The organism is Bacillus sp. OV166 (assembly GCF_900177675.1).
Lineage (GTDB): Bacteria > Bacillota > Bacilli > Bacillales > Cytobacillaceae > Neobacillus.
On record NZ_FXWM01000001.1, the window covers coordinates 5,686,710 to 5,708,685 of the forward strand.

A 21,976-nucleotide genomic window follows, 5' to 3' on the forward strand; every position below is an offset into this window, starting at 1 on the left:
GTATCCCCATAGCTAAAGCTAGGGGTTTCGAAAGAATAGGCTTTAAAGCCGCATTGTCTTTACGAGGGTTACCACAAGTCCCGCTACTACATCAGACCGAGGCTCTCAGCTTTGCATTTCTTTTCTTTATGATGATTATTTTTCGTGGGGATTGGAGGAACTGTTTTCTCTCCAGTCCTTCGAAGATATCCTTGGTATGTTTACGGACAATATTAAAAGCTCCATTCACATCGGCATGGATCAAAATCTTAGAACCTTTGATTTTGTAAAAAGCTCGACTGCTTCTATACCCGCTAAAATTAGTTTGGTGCTCTTCCTCATATGTTGGAATCGGGTCATGGTTCAAGAAACTAGACTTGGAGGTATAGCTTTCTTCTCGAACAATGACTTGTATTCCATGTCGCTCTGCTTTGTATCGAATCATTCCTATGAAAGTGGTATATGGGATTTGTATGAAGGTTTGTTTACTAGTTTTTTGCATATCAACCTCCATCTTGCAACCCTTATTTTTTCCAATGATGATCGTATCTATGGTTCTTTCTTTCGCAATCTCCACCACTTTTGCGCTGGCCTTATGTAAAAAATCCATGACTCGATTGTTCCTTTTTCGGTCTAATGAAGTTAATGTTGTGCTGTTAAACTTCCCTTCCTTTGGTCCTTTTCCATTTCGAAGGATACTCATGTATTTCGCTCTTAATTTGTTATAATATTGATTGATCGATTTTAACCATTTGCCCTTGATAAGCAGAGGCTTTAGCCCCGTGTTATCGATGATAGTTGCCAGGTTATCTACGCCCAAATCAATACCCATTACTCGCTTCGGCTCAAAAAGCCATTCATTTAATTGTTTTTCTGATCGTTTGATCTCCTTTTCCTGTTCACTTTTAAAAACGACTTCCATTACATACCGGCCATAAGTCGGGACAATCCGCACTTGTTGTAGTTTACCATCTATATGTGCGATTTTTCCCAGTTTTAATGTAAGAGGAGTTCCTGGTAATGAAAGCATATTTCCATTTTTAATTTTGGTAATTTGATTGGTTAAATAACAGGTCGTGCGTCCATTTTTCGGTTTGTATTTTGGAATCTTTGGCTTTCCGGAAAAGTTAGTAGGATTAATTTTATATTTCTTGGAGGCTTCGAAGAAACTTTTCCAATCATCATATACCTTTTTTATTGTTTGTTGATTGGACTGTGAGGGCATAGAAAGGTAATCGATTTGTTTCATCACTTTAAACAGTGCTTCTACAAAGGTATAGGGAAGGAACGCTTTCTCTGGATGAGGCATTTCAAATAGCTTTGGTTTTGGCTCGAAAACATGACCATTATTATCGACTTTTTGAGGCTTAGATTTGGCTCTCTCAAAACTTTTTAGACGAATTTTATTCATTTGAGGTAAATGGACTTGAATATCTGTTAGAACTTGAAGTTGATTTTCATTTCTTGTTTCATTTTTTAAAGCTGTGTAAACCTGTCTAACATAGTAGTTGGTGATATTGTACAAGTTTTTCGCTTTAAAACAGAGTGAGTCACAGTAGTCGAACAATACATGTTCCGGATGAATTTGAATTTTATAGGATCGATACATATCATTCACCCCCTCTTCAAAAAGAACAAGTGTTCTATATATATTCTCATTATACCAAAGAATTTCAAAGAATGTATAGTAAAATTACTTGCATTATCCTAAAAAAACAAACAAAAATACAGCTTATATCCCCATATCTAAAGCTAGGGGTTTTACGTTGCTTTTTGATAATCAGTTGACAGCCAAAGGACGCACATCCTTTGGTTTTTTTTATGTAAAAAAGTATCTCCCTAGAAGGTTTCAGAATAACGGATGAGCCGTTTGTTCATTCTAAACAATGAAGTATAAATCTAATTAAAGGAGACTATCATGGATCAAACACAGACACAAATACCTATTCCGAATCCGCCGCGAGCGATTACAACGAAAGACCTAATGTATATAAAAGATGCGTTATCGTGGGAGCTTCTGGCGTTTAAAAAGTTCCATTCCCTAGCACAAAACGCCGAAAATCCAACCTTCAAGCAGGCGCTTGATAAGGCCGGAAGGATGCACCAGAATCATTTTAATCGATTGCTTCCTCACCTGCAAGTGAACAATAATCAAGCAATGGCGAACATACCAAGTCCTTCACAAGTCAACTAAACACCATCATGAGGAGGTACAACCGTGCAAAACCAACAAGCGCAAAACAATAATCAAATCGCTAATCCGCAAACCGGACAATTGCCAAAAGTTAAAGGACCTAATATGAATGACCGTGACTACTTGAATGATGGGCTCAGTACTTGTAAATATTTAACGGATAGCTTGAACATTGCCGTTCGTGAAGCAAGTCATGAACAACTTCATGCTGATATCCTACAAATTTTAAACGAGACGCACCAAAGCTGCCGCGAGCTGTATACCCTGATGTTCCAAAATGGCTGGTACAAACTTGAAGCCGAAGACCAGCAAAAGCTTGACCAGGCATATCAACAATTTAGCAATTATTCAACCCAATTTCCTTATTAACGCAACCTGGCATCCTTGATGCCAGGTTCTTCCCTATTCAACTGTTTTCAAAATACAACAAAGGGGGATGATTCATCATCCCCCCTCTTTGTTATTTTCGAATTGTTTTTAATGCTCCGCTCCAACTATTCACTTCGTCCAGCATATTATTTACATTTGTAAGGTGTAATTCAGCTGGCTTGAATACACTGCCGTTTTCAAAGTCTGTAAATAATGACAAGGTTGGGTGTGTACGAACATCCGCCACTTTCAATTCGCCTAGAATTCCACGTAAATGTTCAGCTGCACGAGCTCCGCCTGTTGAACCATAACTTACGATTCCAGCAGCTTTGTCATTCCATGCTTCACGTGCAAAATCAAGGGCATTTTTTAATGCACCAGTGATGCTGTGGTTATATTCTTGAACAATGAATACAAAACCATCTAAGTTAGCAAGTTTTCCATTCCATTCAGCGATCCCAGGTTCTGAACCGTCAGTTGTACCTAAGAATGGTAAATTGAAGTCCGCGATATCAACGATTTCATAGTTTGCATCGCCGCGTTTGTCGGCAATCCCTTTCACCCATTCCCCTACTTGTGGGCTTACTCGTCCTTGACGTGTGCTACCTAAAATAATACCAATGTTTAATTTTGTCATTGTTTTTTCCTCCTTTGTTGTTGAATCACCAAATAGTCTACCTAAAAAACCCAACTTCAACACCACCTATAAAAATTTTTTATCTAAAGAGTTACGTAGTGTTCATGAATAAACAAAACACTTATAGGCAGGATATTATCCTACTCAATATTACAGAGTAATCTCGAATTGGATTATTATCAATTAATATATCTCTAATTCAAAGTAATTTTATAATATAAAATACATATTGTCAATGAAATAATCTTATTTGTTTTTTATGCAATTAGATTACCCAATAAAGAACGTAAAAAACCACTTAGCAATTTTTGGCTAAGTGGTTTTTTGAATTTGGTGTCAGGCACCATCGTTATCCTATTTTCTCATCATACTTGCGCTCGTCCTGAACAAAGAGGATGCCCAGTTCGTGGTGGTCACCTTCGTAAAGGGCACGTTGGAGTAAGCGAATCTCTCCATTGGTATCGAGAACCTCTAGCTTACAGTGCGCACGGTTTTTTTGCAGGGCTTCGTAGAACACCTTTTCATCACGAACCAGCACTCCATTTGCTTTTGAGATGATTTCACCAACCTGCAGACCCATTTTACTTGCAGGTGACTCGGGAATGACACCAATAATCATCAAGCCTTGATTTTTTTTTGAAAAATAAAAAGGGAGATTATCATCCTTCATCATTGTCATTAATGTAATCAATTCACGGCCAAGGACAGCCAGAGCCGCTACCACGATCGAACTGAGCGGTAACCAATAGCCAGCGACAGAAAGTAATGTAACGAAAACCCCAAGGACGATTACCCGGCGTCCATGAAGCTGAATAGCAACTTTGGGCAGCATCCCTTTGACTTTCTGATGAAAGCCAATCGCAAATGGCACCAGCATTAGTGAGTACTCTTGTGATCCCAGATGAAAGACTGGCCACCAATCGAATGGAAGTTGCAGTGCATTACCTGGTATAAGTAAGAACAATGGAAGCATCCAGAGGCGCTTTCCTTCATGCAATCCTACGTTTTGACCGCGTTTGCTTTTGGCAAGTTTAGGTGAGGTCCCTTTTCCGCCATTTTTAAAAATTAGGATTCCTTCTGCAATTAACATCAGTCCTAGCACAACGACAACAGAAGGATAAACCTTGTCACCCAGTGATAGAAAGGACTTCGTAAAGAGCGGGATTGACCAATTATTTTCTGCAATCAATATAATCGCGAAAAAGGCAGCCCCAATTGTATATGCAGGCGATATCCATCGAACATTTGTAGTCAGTGACCACAAAAACGTAAAGACAGCAATCAGTAGAATTGTTGCAAATGGAACGGCGATGCCAGCTGCGACAATAATAATAGAAAGAACCAGTCCGATCAGTACTCCCTGCGGAAATAACTGGCGGAGTTCAAAATAGGCATCATGTGCCCGAATATGAAAGTTTTTTCGCTCACGCTTCACTCTTGTAACGCCTAAAATCCCTGTTAGGAAAACAAGATAGTATAAAACAGGATGAAGAAATAACTTGCCTGTCCCTTTTAGAAGTTCCACAAGCCATGTTTCCACCATTTCCTGCCACCTGCCTCTATTAATTCTAGTAATTTATCATAAAAAAATCTCTTAAAGATTATTTTACCAAATTAGAACCATAAAACATATTGCTAGTTTTTAGAAAACGGCAAAAATGTTGTAACAGTTACTACCCAAAAAGAAAAACAGAGGCTAAAGCCCCTGCTTTCCTATTTGGTAATTAATCTCAATGCCGTTTGCAGCTGGAGATCGTTTTTCTCTTTTTTCATTTCAACAATCGAAGCTTCTTCAAGTTTAGCAGCTGTTTTGGGGCCGATTTTTCCTGTCGGATTCATGTTAACATGGAGTTGGAAGCCTTTTACGGCTATGGTCGTTTCCTTGCTGAAGTATCCATCCGTCCGACCAGGGGCAAATCCTAAACCAGCCAACACTTCTTGAGCATTCTTAACCTGCTCATTGTTCATATCTTCTTCCAGTGGTTTTTCTACTTGAATGGGATGGGTGGCGAATATGGCCGGTTGCTTAACGGCCACATCTGGCTGGATTCCTTTTTTATGGATCCAATTTCCATCTGGGGTCAGCCATTTAAATAACGTTAACTTGATATTGCTGCCATCCCCCATTGGGACAGCTTGTTGAACAGTGCCTTTTCCAAACGTTGTTTCCCCGATGAGCTGGTAACCTACCGCCTCTTGCAGTGAACCTGCGAGAATTTCCGATGCGGAGGCACTGCCTTTGTTGACAAGCACAAGCACTGGATACTCCTTTTTCTTCGATAGCGTCGAGAAGTAACGTTTTTTCTTACCGTCCCGCTGTTGGATTTGGACGTACGGCTTATCCTTTGGTACAAATTCTTTTAAAATCTCACCGACACTATCCAGAAGGCCACCAGGGTTTCCACGTACATCAATAATTAACCCTTTAATATCATCGTTTTCGAGGGCCGATAATTCCTTTTCAAAATCAGCGGCCGTATCCTCAGAGAAGGAGGTTAATTCAATATAGCCAATCTTTTTGCCATCCTGCTTCTTAATGGAAGCATGTACGGTCTCAAGTGGAATTTCATCACGTGTGACATCAATGGCTAGTGGATCTTTTAACCCTTTTCTCGCAATCATTAATTGAACCGTTGTGCCTTTTTTACCGCGGATTTTTAGCGTTGCTTTATTCAAGTCAAGTCCTTCCACACTTTTTCCATTCACCTTTAATATTTGATCATTCGGCTTGATGCCTGCTTTTTCAGCCGGGGAATTTTTAAATGGTGAGACGATCACTATTTTCCCATCAACCATTCCAACTTCGGCTCCAATCCCTTCGAATGAGGATTCCAAAGTTTGTGTGAATTGTTGGGCTGTTTCCTTGTCCATATAGACGGAATACGGATCCTTTAAGACAGAAAGCATCCCTTGGATCGCGCCCTCTACTAATTTATCCTGATCCACTTTTTCAACATACCTGCTTAAAATAAGGTCATAGGCCTGCTCTACTTTTTCAAGATCAGCTGTATTTTCTTCGGAAATTATTTGATTATCTTTTGGTGAATGCGCTAACTCAAGCTTCTTGTTCCCGATGTTATGATCTAATAACTGCATTCCTGCATATGTGCCCCCCGCTCCTGTCAGAAGCGAACCCGTCATCAACAGGGCAATCCATCTACGATTCATTTCAATCCTCCTCGAGTTAAAAATGCATGTCCTATCTATTTTTATAACAAGGCTCCAAATTCCTGCCCGATTATTAACTTATATGTTAGGAGTGGACGAGTTATGATTACAGAAAAAAAAGCGCAAGCGCCCGTTTAGCTGCGTATGGACTGGAGCGCTCCAACTGAGATAAAGGAAACACGGAGAGCGTTAGCGCATTCGTGCTTGACTTATCGTAGGGCGGAGAGCGAAGTCCACTAGCAGCTGGGCGCTGGAGCTGGATTCAGAGAACTATTTCAAGTAATCCATAATAAATAATTTTATAATTTCCTTTCAAATAAAAAAATGGAAGAAGTAAGAACTTCTCCCATTCCATTATTATAGTGGCACAATGCCCGATGGATTGATTGCCGCATGATATTGCCAACGCCCTTTGTATAGTTCAAAGTGTAAGTGCTGACCTCTGGAATCACCAGTGTTACCCATAACACCGATTTGTTGTCCTTTTTTCACGGTTGCACCTGCTCCCACCAAACTTCTTCTCATATGTGCGTAAACGGTGGTATACGTTTGACCATTTATGTTATGCAAAATATAAACTACGTTGCCATAAGTTGTTGAGTAATGTGAAACATATACTTCCCCATCTGCAGCAGCGACTATTGGTACATTATCGCCCGGTTTTGCGATGTCAAAACCATAGTGGAATGATCCACCGCGACCCCCAAAGCCCGAAGTAATTACCCCAGGTGCTGGTCTTGTGAAGCTGCCACTTGAAACCTTTGGTGCAGATGATGATGCACTGCTTCCACTTGGTGCAGACGAAGAATCACTGCTTCCACCCTTAGATTGATTACTTTTAGCTTGAGCCGCTTCTCTTGCCTGACGCTCTCGCTCATTTTGGATTGACCTTTTAATGGCTGCCTCTTGAGCCGCAAGGATTTGCTCTCTCTCCTGCATATCCAGCATACCCTCATGAGCTTCTTCTTCCTGATCTTTCAGGCTAGCTAATAGTTTTTCTTTTTCTTTCTTTTGTGCACTTAATTGCTGGTTCATATTTTTTAAGTCTACAAGCATCTTCTGGAGGCTAGCAAGGTTCGTTTCTACTCTCGTTTGTTTCTCGAGAAGTTCCTTTTTGTCCGCCTCATGCTGTTCTAAAATATCCTGGTCCGCCTGTACGATGGTTGCTACTGCGTTGGCACGGTCAATGAAATCATTAAAGCTGGTGGATCCCATTAACACATCCAAATAACTAACCATTCCACCATTCTCTTGGTAGCTGCGCGCCCGTTCCTTCAAAAGCACATTTCGCTTTTGAATTCGCTCCTTGATGATTTTTGTTTCAGCTTGGAGCTTAGCCACTTCGGCTTTCGTATTTTTGATCTTCTCAGTTTTATCATTTATTTTGTCAGTTGTATCATCAATCGCAAAGTCAAGACGTTTCTTTTCACTCTTAACATCTGCCTGCTGACTTTGTAATGTTTTAATCTTATCGTTTGCTGAATTTATATCTGCTTTTATATTGGAACGTTGGTCCTGAATTTTAGTTTGTTCACCTTTCAATCCGGAAATCGATTCGGCCTCTGTTTTAACTGTTACTCCGCCAAAAATTGTTCCCAGCCCGACCGTCGTTGCAACGGCAATAGTAATTACTGATTTCTTCATTTCCGATTTTTCCTCCCATTCTCTCTATGTACAGGTTAAATCGTTCTTTATCTTTGTGTGAACGAATATTGTTGTGTACGAAACTTTAGATGGTTCTCATGCGTTTATTCTAGTAATCTGATCGTTCATAATAAATAAGGAAGGACATGAAGACTGCCCTTCCTGATCTAATCAAATGCACTAAATGGGTGCTCTCACTTATCTAGTTAAACCTTTAAGAATTTTCTTACGGACATCAAACTGCCCCAAACGCCGATTAATGCGCCCATTAAAATCAAAATGCCAGAAACCTGATAGACAAACGGATCAAACGGCAAGATTTTGATAAAAGTCCCCTCAAGCTTAGGGCCAATGTAATCATAGGCACGATAGTAGGCAATCGCAATCAGGATAATGGGCAGAATGGACCCAAGAAAACCAAGCCATAATCCTTCCAAAAAGAACGGCCAGCGAATAAACGTATTCGTTGCTCCTACTAATCTCATAATCTTAATTTCTCTCCGTCTTGCAATAATCGTAATTTTAATTGTATTAGAGATTAAGAAAATGGCTGTAAAGAATAAGCCGATGATTAAAACAACCCCGACGTTGCGGCTCGCTTTAATAAACTTAAATAACTTTTCAACCTTGCCCTGGCCATACTTTACCTTGGCAACAAAATTGGATTGTTTGATTTGATTCGCAACTTCCATCGTATCTGTTGGTTTTTTCGTTTTTACGATAAATACATCGTTTAAGGGATTATCTTGTTCAAAAAGTTTAAAGGACTTGCCTTCCTCACCAAGACTGCTTACTAAATTATCTAGTTCATTCTTTTTAGAGGAGAATGTTACACTTTTCACTTCAGGCATTCTTTCAATCTCACTTTTTAAGGTTTGCTGATCTTTTGGGGTTGCAGCAACATCGATGTGAACGCGAATTTGCACATCATCTTCAATGGTTTGTGCTACTCTGTTAAGATTCATCATAATAACGAAAAAGACACCAACTAAAATCAAGGTAACGGTAACAGCACTAACGGATGCAAAAGTCATCCAGCCATTTCTGCTTATATTTTTAAAACTATCTCGAGCGTGACGGCCAATTGTTCTAATTTTCATAACCGTATTCACCTCTTTCATCATCACGTACTATTTTTCCACCCTCAATGGCAATAACACGATGCTGCAATGTATTAACAATCTCGCGGTTATGTGTTGCCATAACAATCGTGGTTCCTCGTGCATTAATTTCTTCAAAAATTTTCATGATTTCCCATGATGTTTCCGGGTCAAGGTTTCCAGTAGGCTCATCCGCAATGACCACTTTCGGTGAATTGACAATAGAGCGGGCAATAGAAACACGCTGTTGCTCACCACCAGAAAGCTCAGTTGGCAGCATTTTTATCTTATGCTTTAAATTTACAAGATCGAGAACTTCCATCACTCTTTTTTTTATGACTTTCGGCTGCGCTTCAATAACCTCTAAGGCAAAAGCTACATTTTCATAGACTGTTAACCGTGGTAACAGCTTGAAATCCTGAAAGACAACGCCAAGATTCCGACGGAAAATGGGTACCTTTTTCATCTTTAATTTTGCGAGGTTGACACCATTCATTGTGATGGTCCCTGAAGTAGGAACTTCCTCACGATACATCATTTTAATGAATGTCGATTTTCCAGCACCACTTGGTCCGACAACATAGACAAATTCGCCCTGGTTTATCCGGACGTCTATCCCATTTATGGCAGAAACCCCATTCGGGTACTTTTTATATACATCTTGTAGTTCTATCATTTTTATCACCTTTATTTAAAGACTTCTCGAATTGTGATTCGACAATAATCTTTATTTATTTGCAAAATGGACTAGGATAACAAAAAATATGTGCATAATTTCGCATAATCCTATTATAACATCATAAATTGCTAAAAAAAGCGGTAAAAATATTACAGTTTCTTTTCAAAGAATTACAAAACCCGACAAAGTTTGCGTTATGGGCAAAAAAAAACGCTCTATCTTTTCAAATAGAACGTTTTTGTAACCTTTATTTTTTAGCTGCTAGCCATTCAGCAACTTGGTTCGCGTCATCGCCGGTAACTACGTTTGCCGGCATTTGACCTTTACCATTTTTTAATATACCTAAAATTTCGTCCTTAGAGTACTTTGAGCCAACCTTTGTTAAGTTTGGTCCCATACCACCCGTAAGATCGCCCCCATGACAGCCAGAACATTTTTGATCGAAAATCTTTGCTCCGGCATCACTGGTAACAGTGTCCGTTCCCTTGTCCGTTCCCTTGTCCGTTCCCTTGTCGTTATTGCCGCCTCCGCAGGCTGCAAGTCCCATAACTAATGCTGTTCCCATTAACAATGTAAGTAGCTTTTTCTTCATTACCTGTACCCCCTTCTGAAAATATTACCATCAATGCACTATTATACCAATCCTATGCCCGTTTGAAACCCTCTCCCAACACTTCTGCGGCATCCATAACGACCACAAACGCAGATGGATCAAGGGCTTTGACCAATTGTTTCAATTTTGTGAACTCCGTTTGGTCGACAACACACATCAGAACTGGCCGTTCATGGTCCGTAAATCCACCATATGCTGATAGTTTTGTCACACCACGGTCAATTTTATTCAAAATTCCTGCACGAACTTCTTCTTGTTTACTTGTAATGATCATTGCCATTTTTGATCTTCCAAAGCCAACCTGAACAAGGTCAATCGTTTTGCTAGTCACATAAAGGGCTATCAATGCATACAATCCCTTTTCGATATCAAACACGATGGCAGCAGTGAGCACGATTAATCCATCGATTAGGACGACACAACGGCCCAGTGTAAAACCTGTATATTTATTAATAATCTGCGCGGCGAGGTCGGTCCCGCCGGTGGATGCCTTTCCCCTAAAAACAATCCCCAAACCGAGCCCTACGCCAATTCCCCCAAACAAAGCCCCGAGTAGAGCATCATTTGTCCATGGCTCTAAATTTTTGGTAAAAAAAACAATGAACGGTAAAAAAATCGTTCCCACTAGCGTTTTGACGCCAAATTGCTTCCCTAAAAACACGATACCAGCAATGAACAAGGGTATATTAAATGCCCACTGTACATAGGCTGGTTCCCAGCCCAAGACCGTTTTTAGAATCGTACTGATGCCGCTAACTCCACCAGAAGCCACTTGGTTCGGTAGTAGAAAAACGTTAAATGCCAGACCAATAATCGCCGCCCCAATCAGAACAAATAGATAATCTATCGCCATTCTCATTTTTGGATAGGTTAGTGTAAGATTACTTAAAATATTCATAAATCTATTCTCCTCAAAAAATTGATTCTTCAGTTATAATTTCTATCAACCGAGAGTGAGTATAGCACGGGCAAATTTTGGTGTAAATGGCATTAAGTTGACGTGTTAAAGGGTTAAAATTTTTATTAGTATTTGCTAATAACGGGGTTTTGATAAGGAATTTATGATTGAATACGCTGTCATTTGTTTTGCTAAAACATTATCAATAAATGTTATAATATGTTGAAAAGGAGGGGTACCCGATGGAGCAGTTGTTACGACAAATGATGGAACAAATGAATCAACAGTTTGATAAAATTGATCAACGCTTTACCGTAATTGATAAGCGATTTGATGCCATGGATGACCGGTTCGATAAAATTGAACTTAGACTTGATGCTATGGATGAACGTTTCGATAAAATTGAACTTAGGTTAGACACCATGGATCAGCGATTTAATGCTATGGATCAACGTTTTGATGCTATGGATCAACGTTTTAATGCTATGGATCAGCGTTTTGATGCTATGGATAATGAATTCATTGGTGTGAAACAACGGTTAGATAAAGTAGAAGCAAGTATTCACTCACTCGAGGATACGGTTAAAAATAATGCCACGGAATTTAGGAGTTATTTCAGACACATCGATAACAAATTGGAACATCATGATAAAATGTTTAAAATGCTTTCTGCAGAAGTGTAGATTCAAAATTTTAGGTAAATCCACTTAAACCACAAAGTAACGATCACACAACCCCACCATGATCGGCAAATATCCCAAAAAATAAGCCTTTGCCGAATGGGTCAGCAAAGGCTTGATACATTTATTTCAAATACTTGTTTAAAAAATTCCCGTGTTACGAAATCCTTGACCTTAGATACGCATCAATAAACTGATCCAAATCCCCGTCCATCACAGCTTGAACATTTCCGCTCTCGGCACTGGTCCGGTGGTCTTTCACCATCGAATACGGATGGAAGACGTAAGAACGGATTTGACTTCCCCAGCCGATCTCCTTCTGTTCGCCACGAATTTCCAGAAGCTCTTGTTCTTGTCGCTCAATTTCCAATTGATATAACTTAGATTTCAGCATTTTCATTGCCGCATCACGGTTTTTAATCTGCGAGCGCTCTGATTGGCAGGTGACGACAACATTCGTTGGCACGTGGGTAATCCGGACGGCGGAATCCGTGGTGTTGATATGCTGTCCACCCGCTCCAGTCGCACGATACGTATCAATTTTTAAATCTTCTGTCCGAACTTCTATTTGAATGTCATCATTTAACTCAGGCATCACTTCACAGGAAACGAACGAAGTATGGCGACGGCCTGAGGAATCAAATGGGGAAATCCTTACCAGACGGTGAACCCCTTTTTCCGCCTTCAGGTAGCCATAGGCATTATGACCTTTGATCGCAAGCGTAACACTCTTAATCCCAGCTTCATCCCCAGGCAAGTAATCGAGTGTCTCGACCTTAAAGCCCTTTTTCTCAGCCCAACGGGTATACATCCGCAAGAGCATCGAGCCCCAGTCCTGTGATTCTGTTCCGCCAGCACCTGGGTGAAGCTCCAAAATCGCATTATTTTTATCATACTCCTCACTCAAGAGAAGCTGCAGTTCAAATTGACTCAAGCGCCCTGTAAGCTGCCCGAGCTCATCTTCCAACTCGGTCCGCAATTCTTCATCATTTTCTTCTTTGACAAGCTCATAAGTTAATTCCAAATTTTCAAAGCTCTCATTAAGCTTGTAAAATTCATGGACCTGGTCCTTCAAACCGTTTGCTTCACTAATGACGGTCTGAGCTGCTTGCTGATCATTCCAAAAGTCAGGATGCAGCATCTCATCATCTAGCTCAGCAATTCTCGCTTCCTTATTTTCAAGGTCAAAGAGACCCCCTAAAGTCCGCTAATTTCTTAGCTGTTCTTTCAAGTTCATTACGAATTTCTGCTAATTCCATTTTCTTCACCTCTATAAAAATTAAAAATATGACCTGTATTGTATTTTATACCGAAAATCAATTGTCAGTTCCTTAACCATTATAGCGTGATAACCGTATAAAATTCAAAGTTTGGTCTTAAAAAAGCACAAACCTGTTGTTAAGGAATGATCGAAAAATCTTTATTTGGATCATCCAAGACATAAAATATCATTTCAATCAAATTTCATTAGTATTTTTATATTTCTGACTGTCAAAAATGTTACTATTAAATTAAGTGGAAAGTGGATGAAATCCACTTTATTTCAGCTATTTTATACATAATTCACCTTTTAATATGAATGAACATACTACATCATGCAATTAGTGCGCTGGATAAATAAATAGGGTAATCAAAGGAGCGGAATGAGTTGGAGAAAATAAACCGGAATGGTCCTTGTCCATGCGGAAGTGGGAAAAAGTATAAAAAGTGCTGCGGGGCTAATGAAGCCGTATCGATTACCGATATGATTGATAGTGAAATCGACGTCCTGCAAAAGCATATCCTCCATTATGTTTACTATCACTTCGGGCCAGAAATACAAGAGGATTTCGAAGTCCTTGAAGAAATGATTGAAATCGATAATGAACAGGAACGAGAATTTTATGAGTTGATTCATGCCATTTGGTTTACTCTTTTTGAGGGATTAGATGATGGGGAAACCATTATCGAGAAGTTTATTGCGGCTGAGATTGGGAAAATTAAACGGCCTAAATTAAGAAAGATTTTACAAACATGGACGGAAGCTCGAACGATTGCTGGAAAAGTCCTTGCCGTTGAGAATAATAGAGTAACGGTGGAGGACGGCTTTACCTCTGAAGAATTTGAAGCAATCATTGCGAATGTGCCTATCACGGTTGAAGAAGGTTCCTTCTTCGTAGGAATCTTGGTTCCCTATGACCAAAATTATGTCTTCTTTCCATCTCCCTTTGATTTACCAGACCTAAAACCTGAAGATGCTTTTTCATACATTGAGGATAGCAGTATCGAAGCAGATTACGACTCACCCCAGGAATACTTGACTGACTTTTTCCTGGAGGTTTTGAGCGAACTTCCGATGGTCGGCAGTTTTTTGGAAATCGATGAAATGGATTGGCCGGCACCAATCTATAAAGAAGTCGCCGAAATCTTTAAGCAACAGTTGGAATCTCTTGATGTACCAGCATCCATAGTCGACACGGGGGTTATTCTCTGGCTGAGTTTTTGCCAGAAAAGGCAAAAGCGAATCCAAAATCCGAATCTGTATGTTGCCGCCCTCCATTACCTAGTGTCAACGATTGCACCGTTGGAAAAAACGTATACGCAAAAGGAGCTCGCCAAGCTGTATAGTGTTTCTACTGGATCTGTTTCCTCCATATTCACAGAGTTGGAAACGGTATTACATCCGGAAATTGCCGAGTTGATTGGAATGGTCTATGGGGTAGATGAAGCGCCGCTACTGCCGCCTTTTGAAAAGGCACCTGTTATTGATTTCCCAAGAAAAAGCGCGCCCGCGGCTGAAGAATCAAGGAAAGCAGAAGCGATTCGGGATTCATCTGTTCAAACACTGACACTTGTCGATACTTCATCTAAAAAAACTAAAAGCCCAGTTCGTAAAGTTTCAAAGCGGGATGAAGAGCGGGCTAGAAATTTAATTTACGACGCCTATCAATCGGACGGCCAGCAGCGTTATAAGCTGGCAGAAGAAGCAATAACGCTGAACCCTAATTGTTCGGATGCCTATGTCATCCTTGCTGAAAAAACAAAAAGTCTTGAAGAAGCCATCTTGCTCTATGAAAGAGGCATCCAGGCGGGCGAACGAGAACTTGGTAAAGCGTTTTTCAAGGAGAACAAAGGGTACTTCTGGGGGTTAATTGAAACAAGACCCTTCATGCGTGCGAAACTACATTACGCAGAGGCCTTGTCTCTGATCGGAAAAATAAACGAGGCCATCCTCCAATATGAAGAATTGCTAGAACTCAATCCAATGGATAACCAAGGCGTTCGTTACTCGTTGTTTGTAGCCTACCTAGATGCGGGAGACACTAAGAAAGCTAGTGACTTGCTCTACCAATATGAAGAGGAGTCAGCCCAAACTTCATACAATAAGTTGTTGCTTGAGATCCAAGAAAGAGGCTTTACTGCGAAGGCCGCGAAACTGCTGAAGGAAGCAAAAAAAGATAATAAGTATGTGATTAGCTATTTATCAGGCAAAAAACGCCTGCCCGCCTATCCACCTGACTATTACGGGTTTGGTGATGAAAATGAAGCAATTGTTTATGCAGATATGCATTTGCATTTATGGAAGAAGATTGATGGGTTAAAAGAGTGGTTGAAAAGCGTTAAGTAAAATAGAAAAAACGAGCGGAGAGGCCCCCGCTCGTTTTTTATGGTGTAATTCTTTTAGGTGCATGTGCAGTATCCATAAAGGATTTGCTATCGCTATGACATTCTGAGCATGTTTTTATACTTTCCCTGTCATGACCATCATTTTCTGAATTAACAGGATCGCCCGTTTCTTTATCGTAGATCGCATTACCTTTTTTACCATAAAGATCTGTTTGGCCATTATGGCAGGATAGACAGAATTTACGTTGTGCGTCAGCATCCCACTCTACAGTAGTTTTATTAAACCAATTATCATCAAGTTGATCGCTCTCAGGTTTTTGCCCCAACTTAATATTTCCTAACTCTGGTCTTAGCATCTTAATATTACTTGCTCCGTGTGTTTCGTGACACTCGGCACACGGAAGCTGTCCATTTAACGAAATGCCGCTTTCAGTTTGAGCTTGAATATTATGCCCTGATTGGCTTTTAAGGGTTCCGTCAGCGTAATACTTTTTAATATCTTTAGCCTTTCCTGCTGTGTGACAGTTAAAACATAATGAGTAGTCGCTTTCAACCCCGGCAGCTGTACTTGCCTTTTTGTAATTAAAGAAAGGATCAGTTCCCAGACTAGGGTGCATACTGTTGGGATTTTCTTTCGTCCCTGGGTTATGTGGATCATGACAGCTAGAACAGGAAACACTGGAATCCTTATAATGTTTACTATGCGCAGCATTGTCCTCGATCTTTGGTGAACCCGTTCCATCGTGACATGCCATACACAATTCATTTTCATTAGAACCCTTTCCAAGGAATTCATCTGTTCCGTTATGCGTGCTATGGCAGAAGGAGCAAGCACTTGTAACAACCGAAAACGGACCATGGATATTGTCGTTATCGATCGTTTCATCGTCTACTCGGTTCACCTGATATGCAGTATTTTTATAATCACTAACTGTAGTGAATTTTAGGAATCTTGGAATAATGACATTCCCTGTTTCACTTGAGAATTTCGGGTTCAGATATACATAATAGCTTGTGCTAGGTTTAAAGTTTTGATCAGGTGTAAATGTATAAACATAGGATTTGAGATTTTCGGTTAATACAGTTGTTGTTATTAAGTCTTCGGATCCTTTTATGTCCCCAAAAGACGTTAACAATGGTTGTGATTTAGTTAATATCTCAGTACTCCTTACATCTACTAATATCACATAATTCAAGGGTACTCGAGTCATATCCTCCACTGGAAGAAAACTGCTAGGTACAGCCTTTTCAGGCTCATACTTATCGGCAGCATCTTTTGGAATAAGATACATCTTGGCCATATATGGCCTTGTCCTTACCTCATCATTGGCTGGCTGCGATGAAACAGTTACTTCGGTGGATGTTGGGGTGGTTTCTTGAATCGTACCCTTTTCTTCAGTAGAAGTTACTGGATTTCCGGCCCCATTATCAGCTGTTTCAGGAATATCTTCAGTCATGACAGTACCATCCAACTTAACAGTAAAGGATCGTTCTTCCTTAGCGCTTACTCCCTCCTCATCAGTGACAACAAATGTTATCGTATGAACTCCTTCACTAAAATCCCTTGAATAAGAGAAATCTGCACCGTTTTCCTTAGGTGTTAGTGTAAGCTTTCCTTCATCTGTAATATCAATAGGCTGCTGAGAGGACTCTAGCTGTTCAAAAACCTTTACTGAGAGTTTATCAGGAGTAGTTAGATCATCAGAAATGCTTCCTGTAAATTCAACCACTGGAGCATTTAACACCGCCCCTGCATCCGGAGTTAGCATCTGAATTTCTGGAACAGCCGATGCTGATACCACAATGTTATCAGGAGAACTAAAAAGGAGGGAACTAAGAACAACGCTCCAAATAACAAAGTATGAGATTAGCTTTCGGTTGTAGTTCTTCCTTTTCATGCTATTCATCCTTTACTTTTCACGAATTTAGGTACTAAACTATAATCTATTATATCAACTGAATTAACATTAATTATCGGCTTTAAGTTAAATATTTTTGACAATTAATAAGCACGGGTGCAATAATAAAAACAAGGTAACAATAGTGATATTGTCACCTTGTTTAATATGAAAATTAGTTCAAGCTAACAAATAGTGAGGCTACTTGTTAGCTTTTTTATTATTACTTAATCAGTGATTTACCTGAGTAATCTCCACCAGGAACTAAGTAGTTTTTATAATCAGTAGTATTTGGATAATTTGTGGTTCCAGGTGTATTGGCAATTTGGTGTGTAGATTGGTGACAAGCCCAACATACAGCCATGTTAGTGAATCTCTTTAAAGATGAACCTTTTTTACTTACTTCTTTCATGTAAGCCTTAGCTTGAGCGTCAGTCCAGCCTTTTCCGCCGTCAACAATTGGTTTTTCTAAATCTGCAATTGTTTTACCGGCAGTGTCTCTTAATGTGGTAATATCAGTACCGTGAGCAAAGTGACATGCAGTACAGCTTCTACCTTGCTTAGTACTGTTTGTTGTATGTGTATAGTGTACACGATCGGCTCTTGGACCATTTTCTCTATTTTTTAAGTAGTCGTCATGGCAACTTGCACAGAATTCAGAGTAATTCAATTTGTAATCATAAACTTGTGCTTGGGTTAATCCATCAGCTGGTTTATTATAGATACCATTAGATTTGTAGATTTTTAATCCAGAAAGAGTAGTGCTATTGTTGATGTCTGCATATGCAGGATCTTCTACTAAATTCAGCTTAATTGCTTTTTGTCCCACTGGAACTTGATTCAATTTTGTAATCGTTTCAGTATATCCAACGATAGTAACATTATAGTTGTTACCATATTGCTTCCCAGCTACAGTTTCATTTAATAAACGATCATTTGCAGATCCGTGTGGATTATGACAGCTTGAGCATTCAAAAGTAGCTGTAGATTTATTGTTTAATGCTCCAGGAGCTGATCCTACTACTAAATTTGAATCGACATCATGCATGGAAGCACTTAGCTCGTGAGAGTCGATTACACCTGCTTCACTAGCTTTTGTAACATTATAGAAGCCCATTGTACCATCATGGCATGACATACAAAGTTCTTTTTCACCGCTCTTCATTAACAACATATCGTCTTCCCCATTATGCGTGCTGTGGCAGTTAGCACAAGAGTTAGTGTTGTTTTGGAAGTTACCATGTGTTTTGTGTGTATTTTGATTTCCAGAGTTGTCAATATCCCCAACATGAATAGTTGGTGCCGGGTTTGTAGAAGTTGGTGTAAATGTTTCTGCAGAGGCAATAGCGCCAAACATGCTTACCAAAAGAAGCATTAATAGTGCAGACAAGCTGATTTTTAACTTCCTCATTTCTAATAAACCTCCCATAGATCTTTCTGTTTGTTTTTTCTCTCTCTTTTTCCTTTTTCTATGTGCTTGAAAACGATCTATTCTTTCTTTTATTCACCACCCCCTTAAAGGAACGATAATCTTCATATCTATTTTTTTGTGAACAGTAGCGGTTAGATAAAAATGTTTATATTTATCAAAAAACAAACCATTTGGAGGTATGACTGGTCGTTTTCTGTTCTTATTCAATTTAATTAAATCATTAAGAAGTTTAATATATTATTTTTAATTTCAATACAAGGTTTAAAACAAGGGAACAAAAGTGATTTTGTACCCTTGTCATCAAAACTAGTTCTTAATTACCATATTTTGCATCATATTGCTTAATAACGTGTTGAAGCTCCTCTGCAAACGCAGGATCGTAGGTTGATGTTCTCCAATTAGTTGTACCATCCCATCCAGGTTGTGAACCATCTGGAGCAGTATACATATAAAGTGGGGTATCAGGTGCACCAGCAGTATTTTTGCCTGTTGCATTTGGACCACCTAAGCTTTCGCCTTCTCCTGCGTGACAAGAGAAACATACAGACATGTTAGTGAATTTCTTAAGTGCAGACTTTGCACTTATATTCTTCATGTAATCTTTTGCTTTTCTCTCAGTAAATCCTAAGCCGCCATTTTCTGGTGTCTTTTGCAAGTCTGCTATAGTTCTTCCTGAAGAGTCTTGCAATGTAGTGATATCTGTACCGTGTGCATAGTGACATGAAGCACAGTTTCTACCACCCTTATGGCTGTTGGTTGTATGTGTATATCCTGTTTTAGATGTTTTACCAGCGGTTCTTGACGCTAAGTAATCGTCGTGACACACGGAACAGAAGTTACTATAGTTCATTCTGTCTCGTGCTCCATCAGGACCCATTGATTTATATACTTTAAATCCTACACCTGTTTGTGAGTTGATTGCAGCATACGCAGGGTCTTCTTTTAAAACAAGATTAATTGCCTGTTGTCCCACAGGAATTGCAGTTGTTTTAGAAAAGCTTGGTCCATGTGATGTACCCATCTTCCCAGAAACATTATAAGAATATGCTTTACCCAATACTGTTTCATTTAATAAGCGGTCATTGGCAGAACCGTGGGGGTTATGACAGCTAGAGCATTCTAATACTTCTGTAGATGTATTAACCACTGCTCCAGGAGCTTCACCAATTGCTAATCCTGAATCTACATTGTGCATAGAAGCACTTTCGTGTGATTCATTAAAAGTTCCAGCGCCGCTACCTTCTTTGACGTTATAGAAACCCATTGTTCCATCATGGCATGACATACAGAGTTCATATTCGCCACTCTTCATTAACAACATATCATCTTCCCCGTTGTGCGTACTGTGGCAGTTTGCACAAGCGTTCGTATTGTTTTGGAAATTACCATGTGTCCTGTGTGTGCTTTTGTTACCAAGGTTATCAACGTCTGCTGAATGAATACCAGGTGCTGGGTTTGTAGAAGTAGGTGTGAATGTTTCTGCAGAGGCAAAAGCGCCGAACATGCTCACTAAAACAAGCATAAGCAATGCAGACAAACTAATTTTTAACTTACTCATTTCTAATAAACCTCCCATAAATCTTTCTGTTTTTCTCTCTTTTTCTCTTTTTTATGAGGTAGAACTTATCCTATTTATTTATCCACCACCCCCTTAAAGGAGCATTTAATATAAATGACTCTAGTTCCAAAAAAGATCTTATATCATCAGAAAACACACCAGTCGGGAGGAAATTGGTTATTTCCTGCTTTCATTCTATTTTTATTAAAAACTATGTTATTCACTACTTAAAATAAGGCAGCAATCTATTTATCGCTACCTTATTCTAAGCTTGTTCTTTAATTCCGCTTAATTCCTATTTAATATATTGTTTGCCATACATTTCGCCTGATCCATCTAAGTATTTTGAATCTATTTGACCTTTTGCAATGCTAGGTCCGTGGCAAGCAAAACATACAGCGTTATTTGTAAATTTCTTTAAAGAAGAACCTTTAACACTTACATCTTTCATGTATGCTTCAGCTTTTTCTTGAGACCAGCCTTTTCCTCCGTCTGCAACAGCCTTCGTATAATCAGCAACTTTATTTCCTAATGCATCCATCATAACTGTAGCATCGGTACCGTGTGCATAGTGACAAGCAGCACAACTTCTTCCTTGTTTATAGCTATTAGTTGTATGTGTGTAGGTATCATGCGTGTGTGTTGAAGTGTTAGGTGATCCTGTACTGGGTTTACCAGGGTATGGATTAGAGTTAGAACCTTCATTTCTCTTTGCAAAGTAATCGTCGTGACAAGCGCCACAGAATTGAGAATAGTAGATTTTATCGTTAACACCATTGTAACTAGCTAATCCTTTAGGACCGTTTGATTTGGTAATTTTTAATCCGCCAGTACCTGTAAGGGCGTTAATGGCTGCATAAGCAGGATCTTCTTGTAAATCAAGAGCGATTGTTTTTGTACCAGCTGGAGCAGGTGTTTGTACACCATTAACTAAAGATGTAGCATATGCTTTACCAGCAACAGTTTCATTTAATAATCTATCATTAGCAGAACCGTGTGGATTATGACAGCTAGAACATTCTAATTCTTTAGTATCACCTGTTTTACTAGCAAATTTACCTGGAGCACTTCCGATTTGGATAGATGAATCAACGTTATGCATAGAAGAACTTAAGTGTGAATCATCAAAAGTTCCTGCTCCGCTTGATTTTGTCACATCATAAAAGCCCATTGTTCCGTCATGACAGGACATACAAAGATCGTATTCGCCTTCCTTCATTAACAGCTTTTCGTTTTCCCCATTATGCGTACTATGGCAGTTTGCACAAGAGTTGGTGTTATTTTGGAAGTTACCATGTGTTCTGTGTGTACTTTGATTACCTGCGTTATCCACATCACCTACATGAACTCCAGGTGCCGGGTTACTTGGGGTTGGAGGTACTCCATCCTCTGCAAAGGTAACCGCGCTGAACAAGCCTAATAATATAAGCATGAACACGGTTGATAAACCCAATCTTATCTTACTCATTTTTAAAACCTCCCAAGTAAATCTCTCTTTTTTCTCTAATTTAAGGTAACTTG

Annotated in this window: 18 protein-coding genes; 4 read left to right on the plus strand and 14 right to left on the minus strand. The window is 39.5% G+C overall.

Annotation, left to right across the window (positions count from 1 at the left end):
- Positions 1 to 91: 91 nt before the first annotated feature.
- The gene (locus CCK98_RS28070; protein ID WP_088089602.1) at positions 92 to 1,588 is read right to left on the minus strand and encodes an RNA-guided endonuclease TnpB family protein; all 1,497 of its coding nucleotides are present in this window, start codon (positions 1,586 to 1,588) and stop codon (positions 92 to 94) included.
- Between the two features lie 309 nt (positions 1,589 to 1,897).
- Between CCK98_RS28070 and CCK98_RS28075 the strand changes: the two genes are divergently transcribed.
- Both CCK98_RS28075 and CCK98_RS28080 read left to right on the plus strand, forming a co-directional pair.
- The gene (locus CCK98_RS28075) at positions 1,898 to 2,173 is read left to right on the plus strand and encodes a rubrerythrin family protein (protein ID WP_088089603.1); all 276 of its coding nucleotides are present in this window, start codon (positions 1,898 to 1,900) and stop codon (positions 2,171 to 2,173) included.
- A 24-nt stretch (positions 2,174 to 2,197) separates the two neighbouring features.
- A complete protein-coding gene (locus tag CCK98_RS28080) occupies positions 2,198 to 2,542 on the plus strand; it encodes a spore coat protein (RefSeq protein ID WP_256942474.1) in 345 nt (114 codons plus the stop codon).
- A 91-nt stretch (positions 2,543 to 2,633) separates the two neighbouring features.
- Here CCK98_RS28080 and CCK98_RS28085 read toward each other — a convergent pair whose 3' ends face one another.
- The 8 genes from CCK98_RS28085 to CCK98_RS28120 form a co-directional block, all read right to left on the minus strand.
- Positions 2,634 to 3,233, minus strand: coding sequence for an NADPH-dependent FMN reductase (locus CCK98_RS28085; RefSeq protein WP_088089604.1), 600 nt, complete (start codon positions 3,231 to 3,233; stop codon positions 2,634 to 2,636).
- Between the two features lie 295 nt (positions 3,234 to 3,528).
- Positions 3,529 to 4,722: a PDZ domain-containing protein gene (locus CCK98_RS28090; protein ID WP_088089605.1), complete on the minus strand. Its 1,194-nt coding sequence runs from the start codon at positions 4,720 to 4,722 to the stop codon at positions 3,529 to 3,531.
- 170 nt (positions 4,723 to 4,892) lie between these two features.
- A complete protein-coding gene (locus CCK98_RS28095; protein WP_088089606.1) occupies positions 4,893 to 6,347 on the minus strand; it encodes a S41 family peptidase in 1,455 nt (484 codons plus the stop codon).
- Between the two features lie 357 nt (positions 6,348 to 6,704).
- Positions 6,705 to 7,991: a murein hydrolase activator EnvC gene (locus CCK98_RS28100; RefSeq protein ID WP_088089607.1), complete on the minus strand. Its 1,287-nt coding sequence runs from the start codon at positions 7,989 to 7,991 to the stop codon at positions 6,705 to 6,707.
- A gap of 206 nt (positions 7,992 to 8,197) precedes the next feature.
- Positions 8,198 to 9,091, minus strand: coding sequence for a permease-like cell division protein FtsX (gene ftsX / locus CCK98_RS28105; RefSeq protein ID WP_088089608.1), 894 nt, complete (start codon positions 9,089 to 9,091; stop codon positions 8,198 to 8,200).
- A complete protein-coding gene (ftsE, locus tag CCK98_RS28110; RefSeq protein ID WP_088089609.1) occupies positions 9,081 to 9,767 on the minus strand; it encodes a cell division ATP-binding protein FtsE in 687 nt (228 codons plus the stop codon). The genes ftsX and ftsE overlap by 11 nt, the downstream gene beginning before the upstream one ends.
- 250 nt (positions 9,768 to 10,017) lie before the next feature.
- The gene (cccB, locus tag CCK98_RS28115) at positions 10,018 to 10,362 is read right to left on the minus strand and encodes a cytochrome c551 (RefSeq protein ID WP_088089610.1); all 345 of its coding nucleotides are present in this window, start codon (positions 10,360 to 10,362) and stop codon (positions 10,018 to 10,020) included.
- Positions 10,363 to 10,414: 52 nt separating this feature from the next.
- Positions 10,415 to 11,281, minus strand: a complete 867-nt coding sequence (locus tag CCK98_RS28120; RefSeq protein ID WP_088089611.1) for a YitT family protein — start codon at positions 11,279 to 11,281, stop codon at positions 10,415 to 10,417.
- 242 nt (positions 11,282 to 11,523) lie between these two features.
- On the opposite strand from CCK98_RS28120, the gene CCK98_RS28125 reads away from it, so the two are divergent.
- Positions 11,524 to 11,964: a hypothetical protein gene (locus CCK98_RS28125; protein WP_088089612.1), complete on the plus strand. Its 441-nt coding sequence runs from the start codon at positions 11,524 to 11,526 to the stop codon at positions 11,962 to 11,964.
- Between the two features lie 154 nt (positions 11,965 to 12,118).
- On the opposite strand, the gene prfB is transcribed toward CCK98_RS28125, so the two are convergent.
- A protein-coding gene (gene prfB, locus CCK98_RS28130; RefSeq protein ID WP_098931046.1) for a peptide chain release factor 2 occupies positions 12,119 to 13,220 on the minus strand; the annotation gives its coding sequence in 2 pieces (ribosomal slippage) (positions 12,119 to 13,147 and positions 13,149 to 13,220; 1,101 coding nt in all).
- A gap of 389 nt (positions 13,221 to 13,609) precedes the next feature.
- Between prfB and CCK98_RS28135 the strand changes: the two genes are divergently transcribed.
- Positions 13,610 to 15,568: an SEC-C metal-binding domain-containing protein gene (locus CCK98_RS28135; RefSeq protein ID WP_088089613.1), complete on the plus strand. Its 1,959-nt coding sequence runs from the start codon at positions 13,610 to 13,612 to the stop codon at positions 15,566 to 15,568.
- Positions 15,569 to 15,605: 37 nt separating this feature from the next.
- Here the strand turns inward: CCK98_RS28135 and CCK98_RS28140 are convergent, their stop codons facing one another.
- The 4 genes from CCK98_RS28140 to CCK98_RS28155 form a co-directional block, all read right to left on the minus strand.
- Positions 15,606 to 17,465 (minus strand): cytochrome c3 family protein, encoded by a 1,860-nt coding sequence (locus CCK98_RS28140; protein WP_179195948.1) that lies wholly within the window; start codon positions 17,463 to 17,465, stop codon positions 15,606 to 15,608.
- Positions 17,466 to 17,688: 223 nt separating this feature from the next.
- Positions 17,689 to 18,876: a cytochrome c3 family protein gene (locus tag CCK98_RS28145; protein WP_179195949.1), complete on the minus strand. Its 1,188-nt coding sequence runs from the start codon at positions 18,874 to 18,876 to the stop codon at positions 17,689 to 17,691.
- Positions 18,877 to 19,210: 334 nt separating this feature from the next.
- On the minus strand, positions 19,211 to 20,455 hold the full coding sequence (locus CCK98_RS28150; protein WP_179195950.1) for a cytochrome c3 family protein: 1,245 nt from the start codon (positions 20,453 to 20,455) through the stop codon (positions 19,211 to 19,213).
- A gap of 295 nt (positions 20,456 to 20,750) precedes the next feature.
- Positions 20,751 to 21,923 carry a cytochrome c3 family protein gene (locus tag CCK98_RS28155; RefSeq protein ID WP_088089617.1) on the minus strand — a complete coding sequence of 391 codons (1,173 nt, stop codon included), beginning with the start codon at positions 21,921 to 21,923 and terminating at the stop codon, positions 20,751 to 20,753.
- Positions 21,924 to 21,976 lie beyond the last annotated feature (53 nt).

Coding starts and splice junctions, on each gene's coding strand:
- CCK98_RS28070 (WP_088089602.1), bottom strand. CDS start 1,588: ATGTATCGATCCTATAAAATTCAAATTCATCCGGAACATGTATTGTTC.
- CCK98_RS28075 (WP_088089603.1), top strand. CDS start 1,898: ATGGATCAAACACAGACACAAATACCTATTCCGAATCCGCCGCGAGCG.
- CCK98_RS28090 (WP_088089605.1), bottom strand. CDS start 4,722: ATGGTGGAAACATGGCTTGTGGAACTTCTAAAAGGGACAGGCAAGTTA.
- CCK98_RS28095 (WP_088089606.1), bottom strand. CDS start 6,347: ATGAATCGTAGATGGATTGCCCTGTTGATGACGGGTTCGCTTCTGACA.
- CCK98_RS28100 (WP_088089607.1), bottom strand. CDS start 7,991: ATGAAGAAATCAGTAATTACTATTGCCGTTGCAACGACGGTCGGGCTG.
- ftsX (WP_088089608.1), bottom strand. CDS start 9,091: ATGAAAATTAGAACAATTGGCCGTCACGCTCGAGATAGTTTTAAAAAT.
- ftsE (WP_088089609.1), bottom strand. CDS start 9,767: ATGATAGAACTACAAGATGTATATAAAAAGTACCCGAATGGGGTTTCT.
- cccB (WP_088089610.1), bottom strand. CDS start 10,362: ATGAAGAAAAAGCTACTTACATTGTTAATGGGAACAGCATTAGTTATG.
- CCK98_RS28120 (WP_088089611.1), bottom strand. CDS start 11,281: ATGAATATTTTAAGTAATCTTACACTAACCTATCCAAAAATGAGAATG.
- CCK98_RS28125 (WP_088089612.1), top strand. CDS start 11,524: ATGGAGCAGTTGTTACGACAAATGATGGAACAAATGAATCAACAGTTT.
- CCK98_RS28140 (WP_179195948.1), bottom strand. CDS start 17,465: ATGAAAAGGAAGAACTACAACCGAAAGCTAATCTCATACTTTGTTATT.
- CCK98_RS28145 (WP_179195949.1), bottom strand. CDS start 18,876: ATGAGGAAGTTAAAAATCAGCTTGTCTGCACTATTAATGCTTCTTTTG.
- CCK98_RS28150 (WP_179195950.1), bottom strand. CDS start 20,455: ATGAGTAAGTTAAAAATTAGTTTGTCTGCATTGCTTATGCTTGTTTTA.
- CCK98_RS28155 (WP_088089617.1), bottom strand. CDS start 21,923: ATGAGTAAGATAAGATTGGGTTTATCAACCGTGTTCATGCTTATATTA.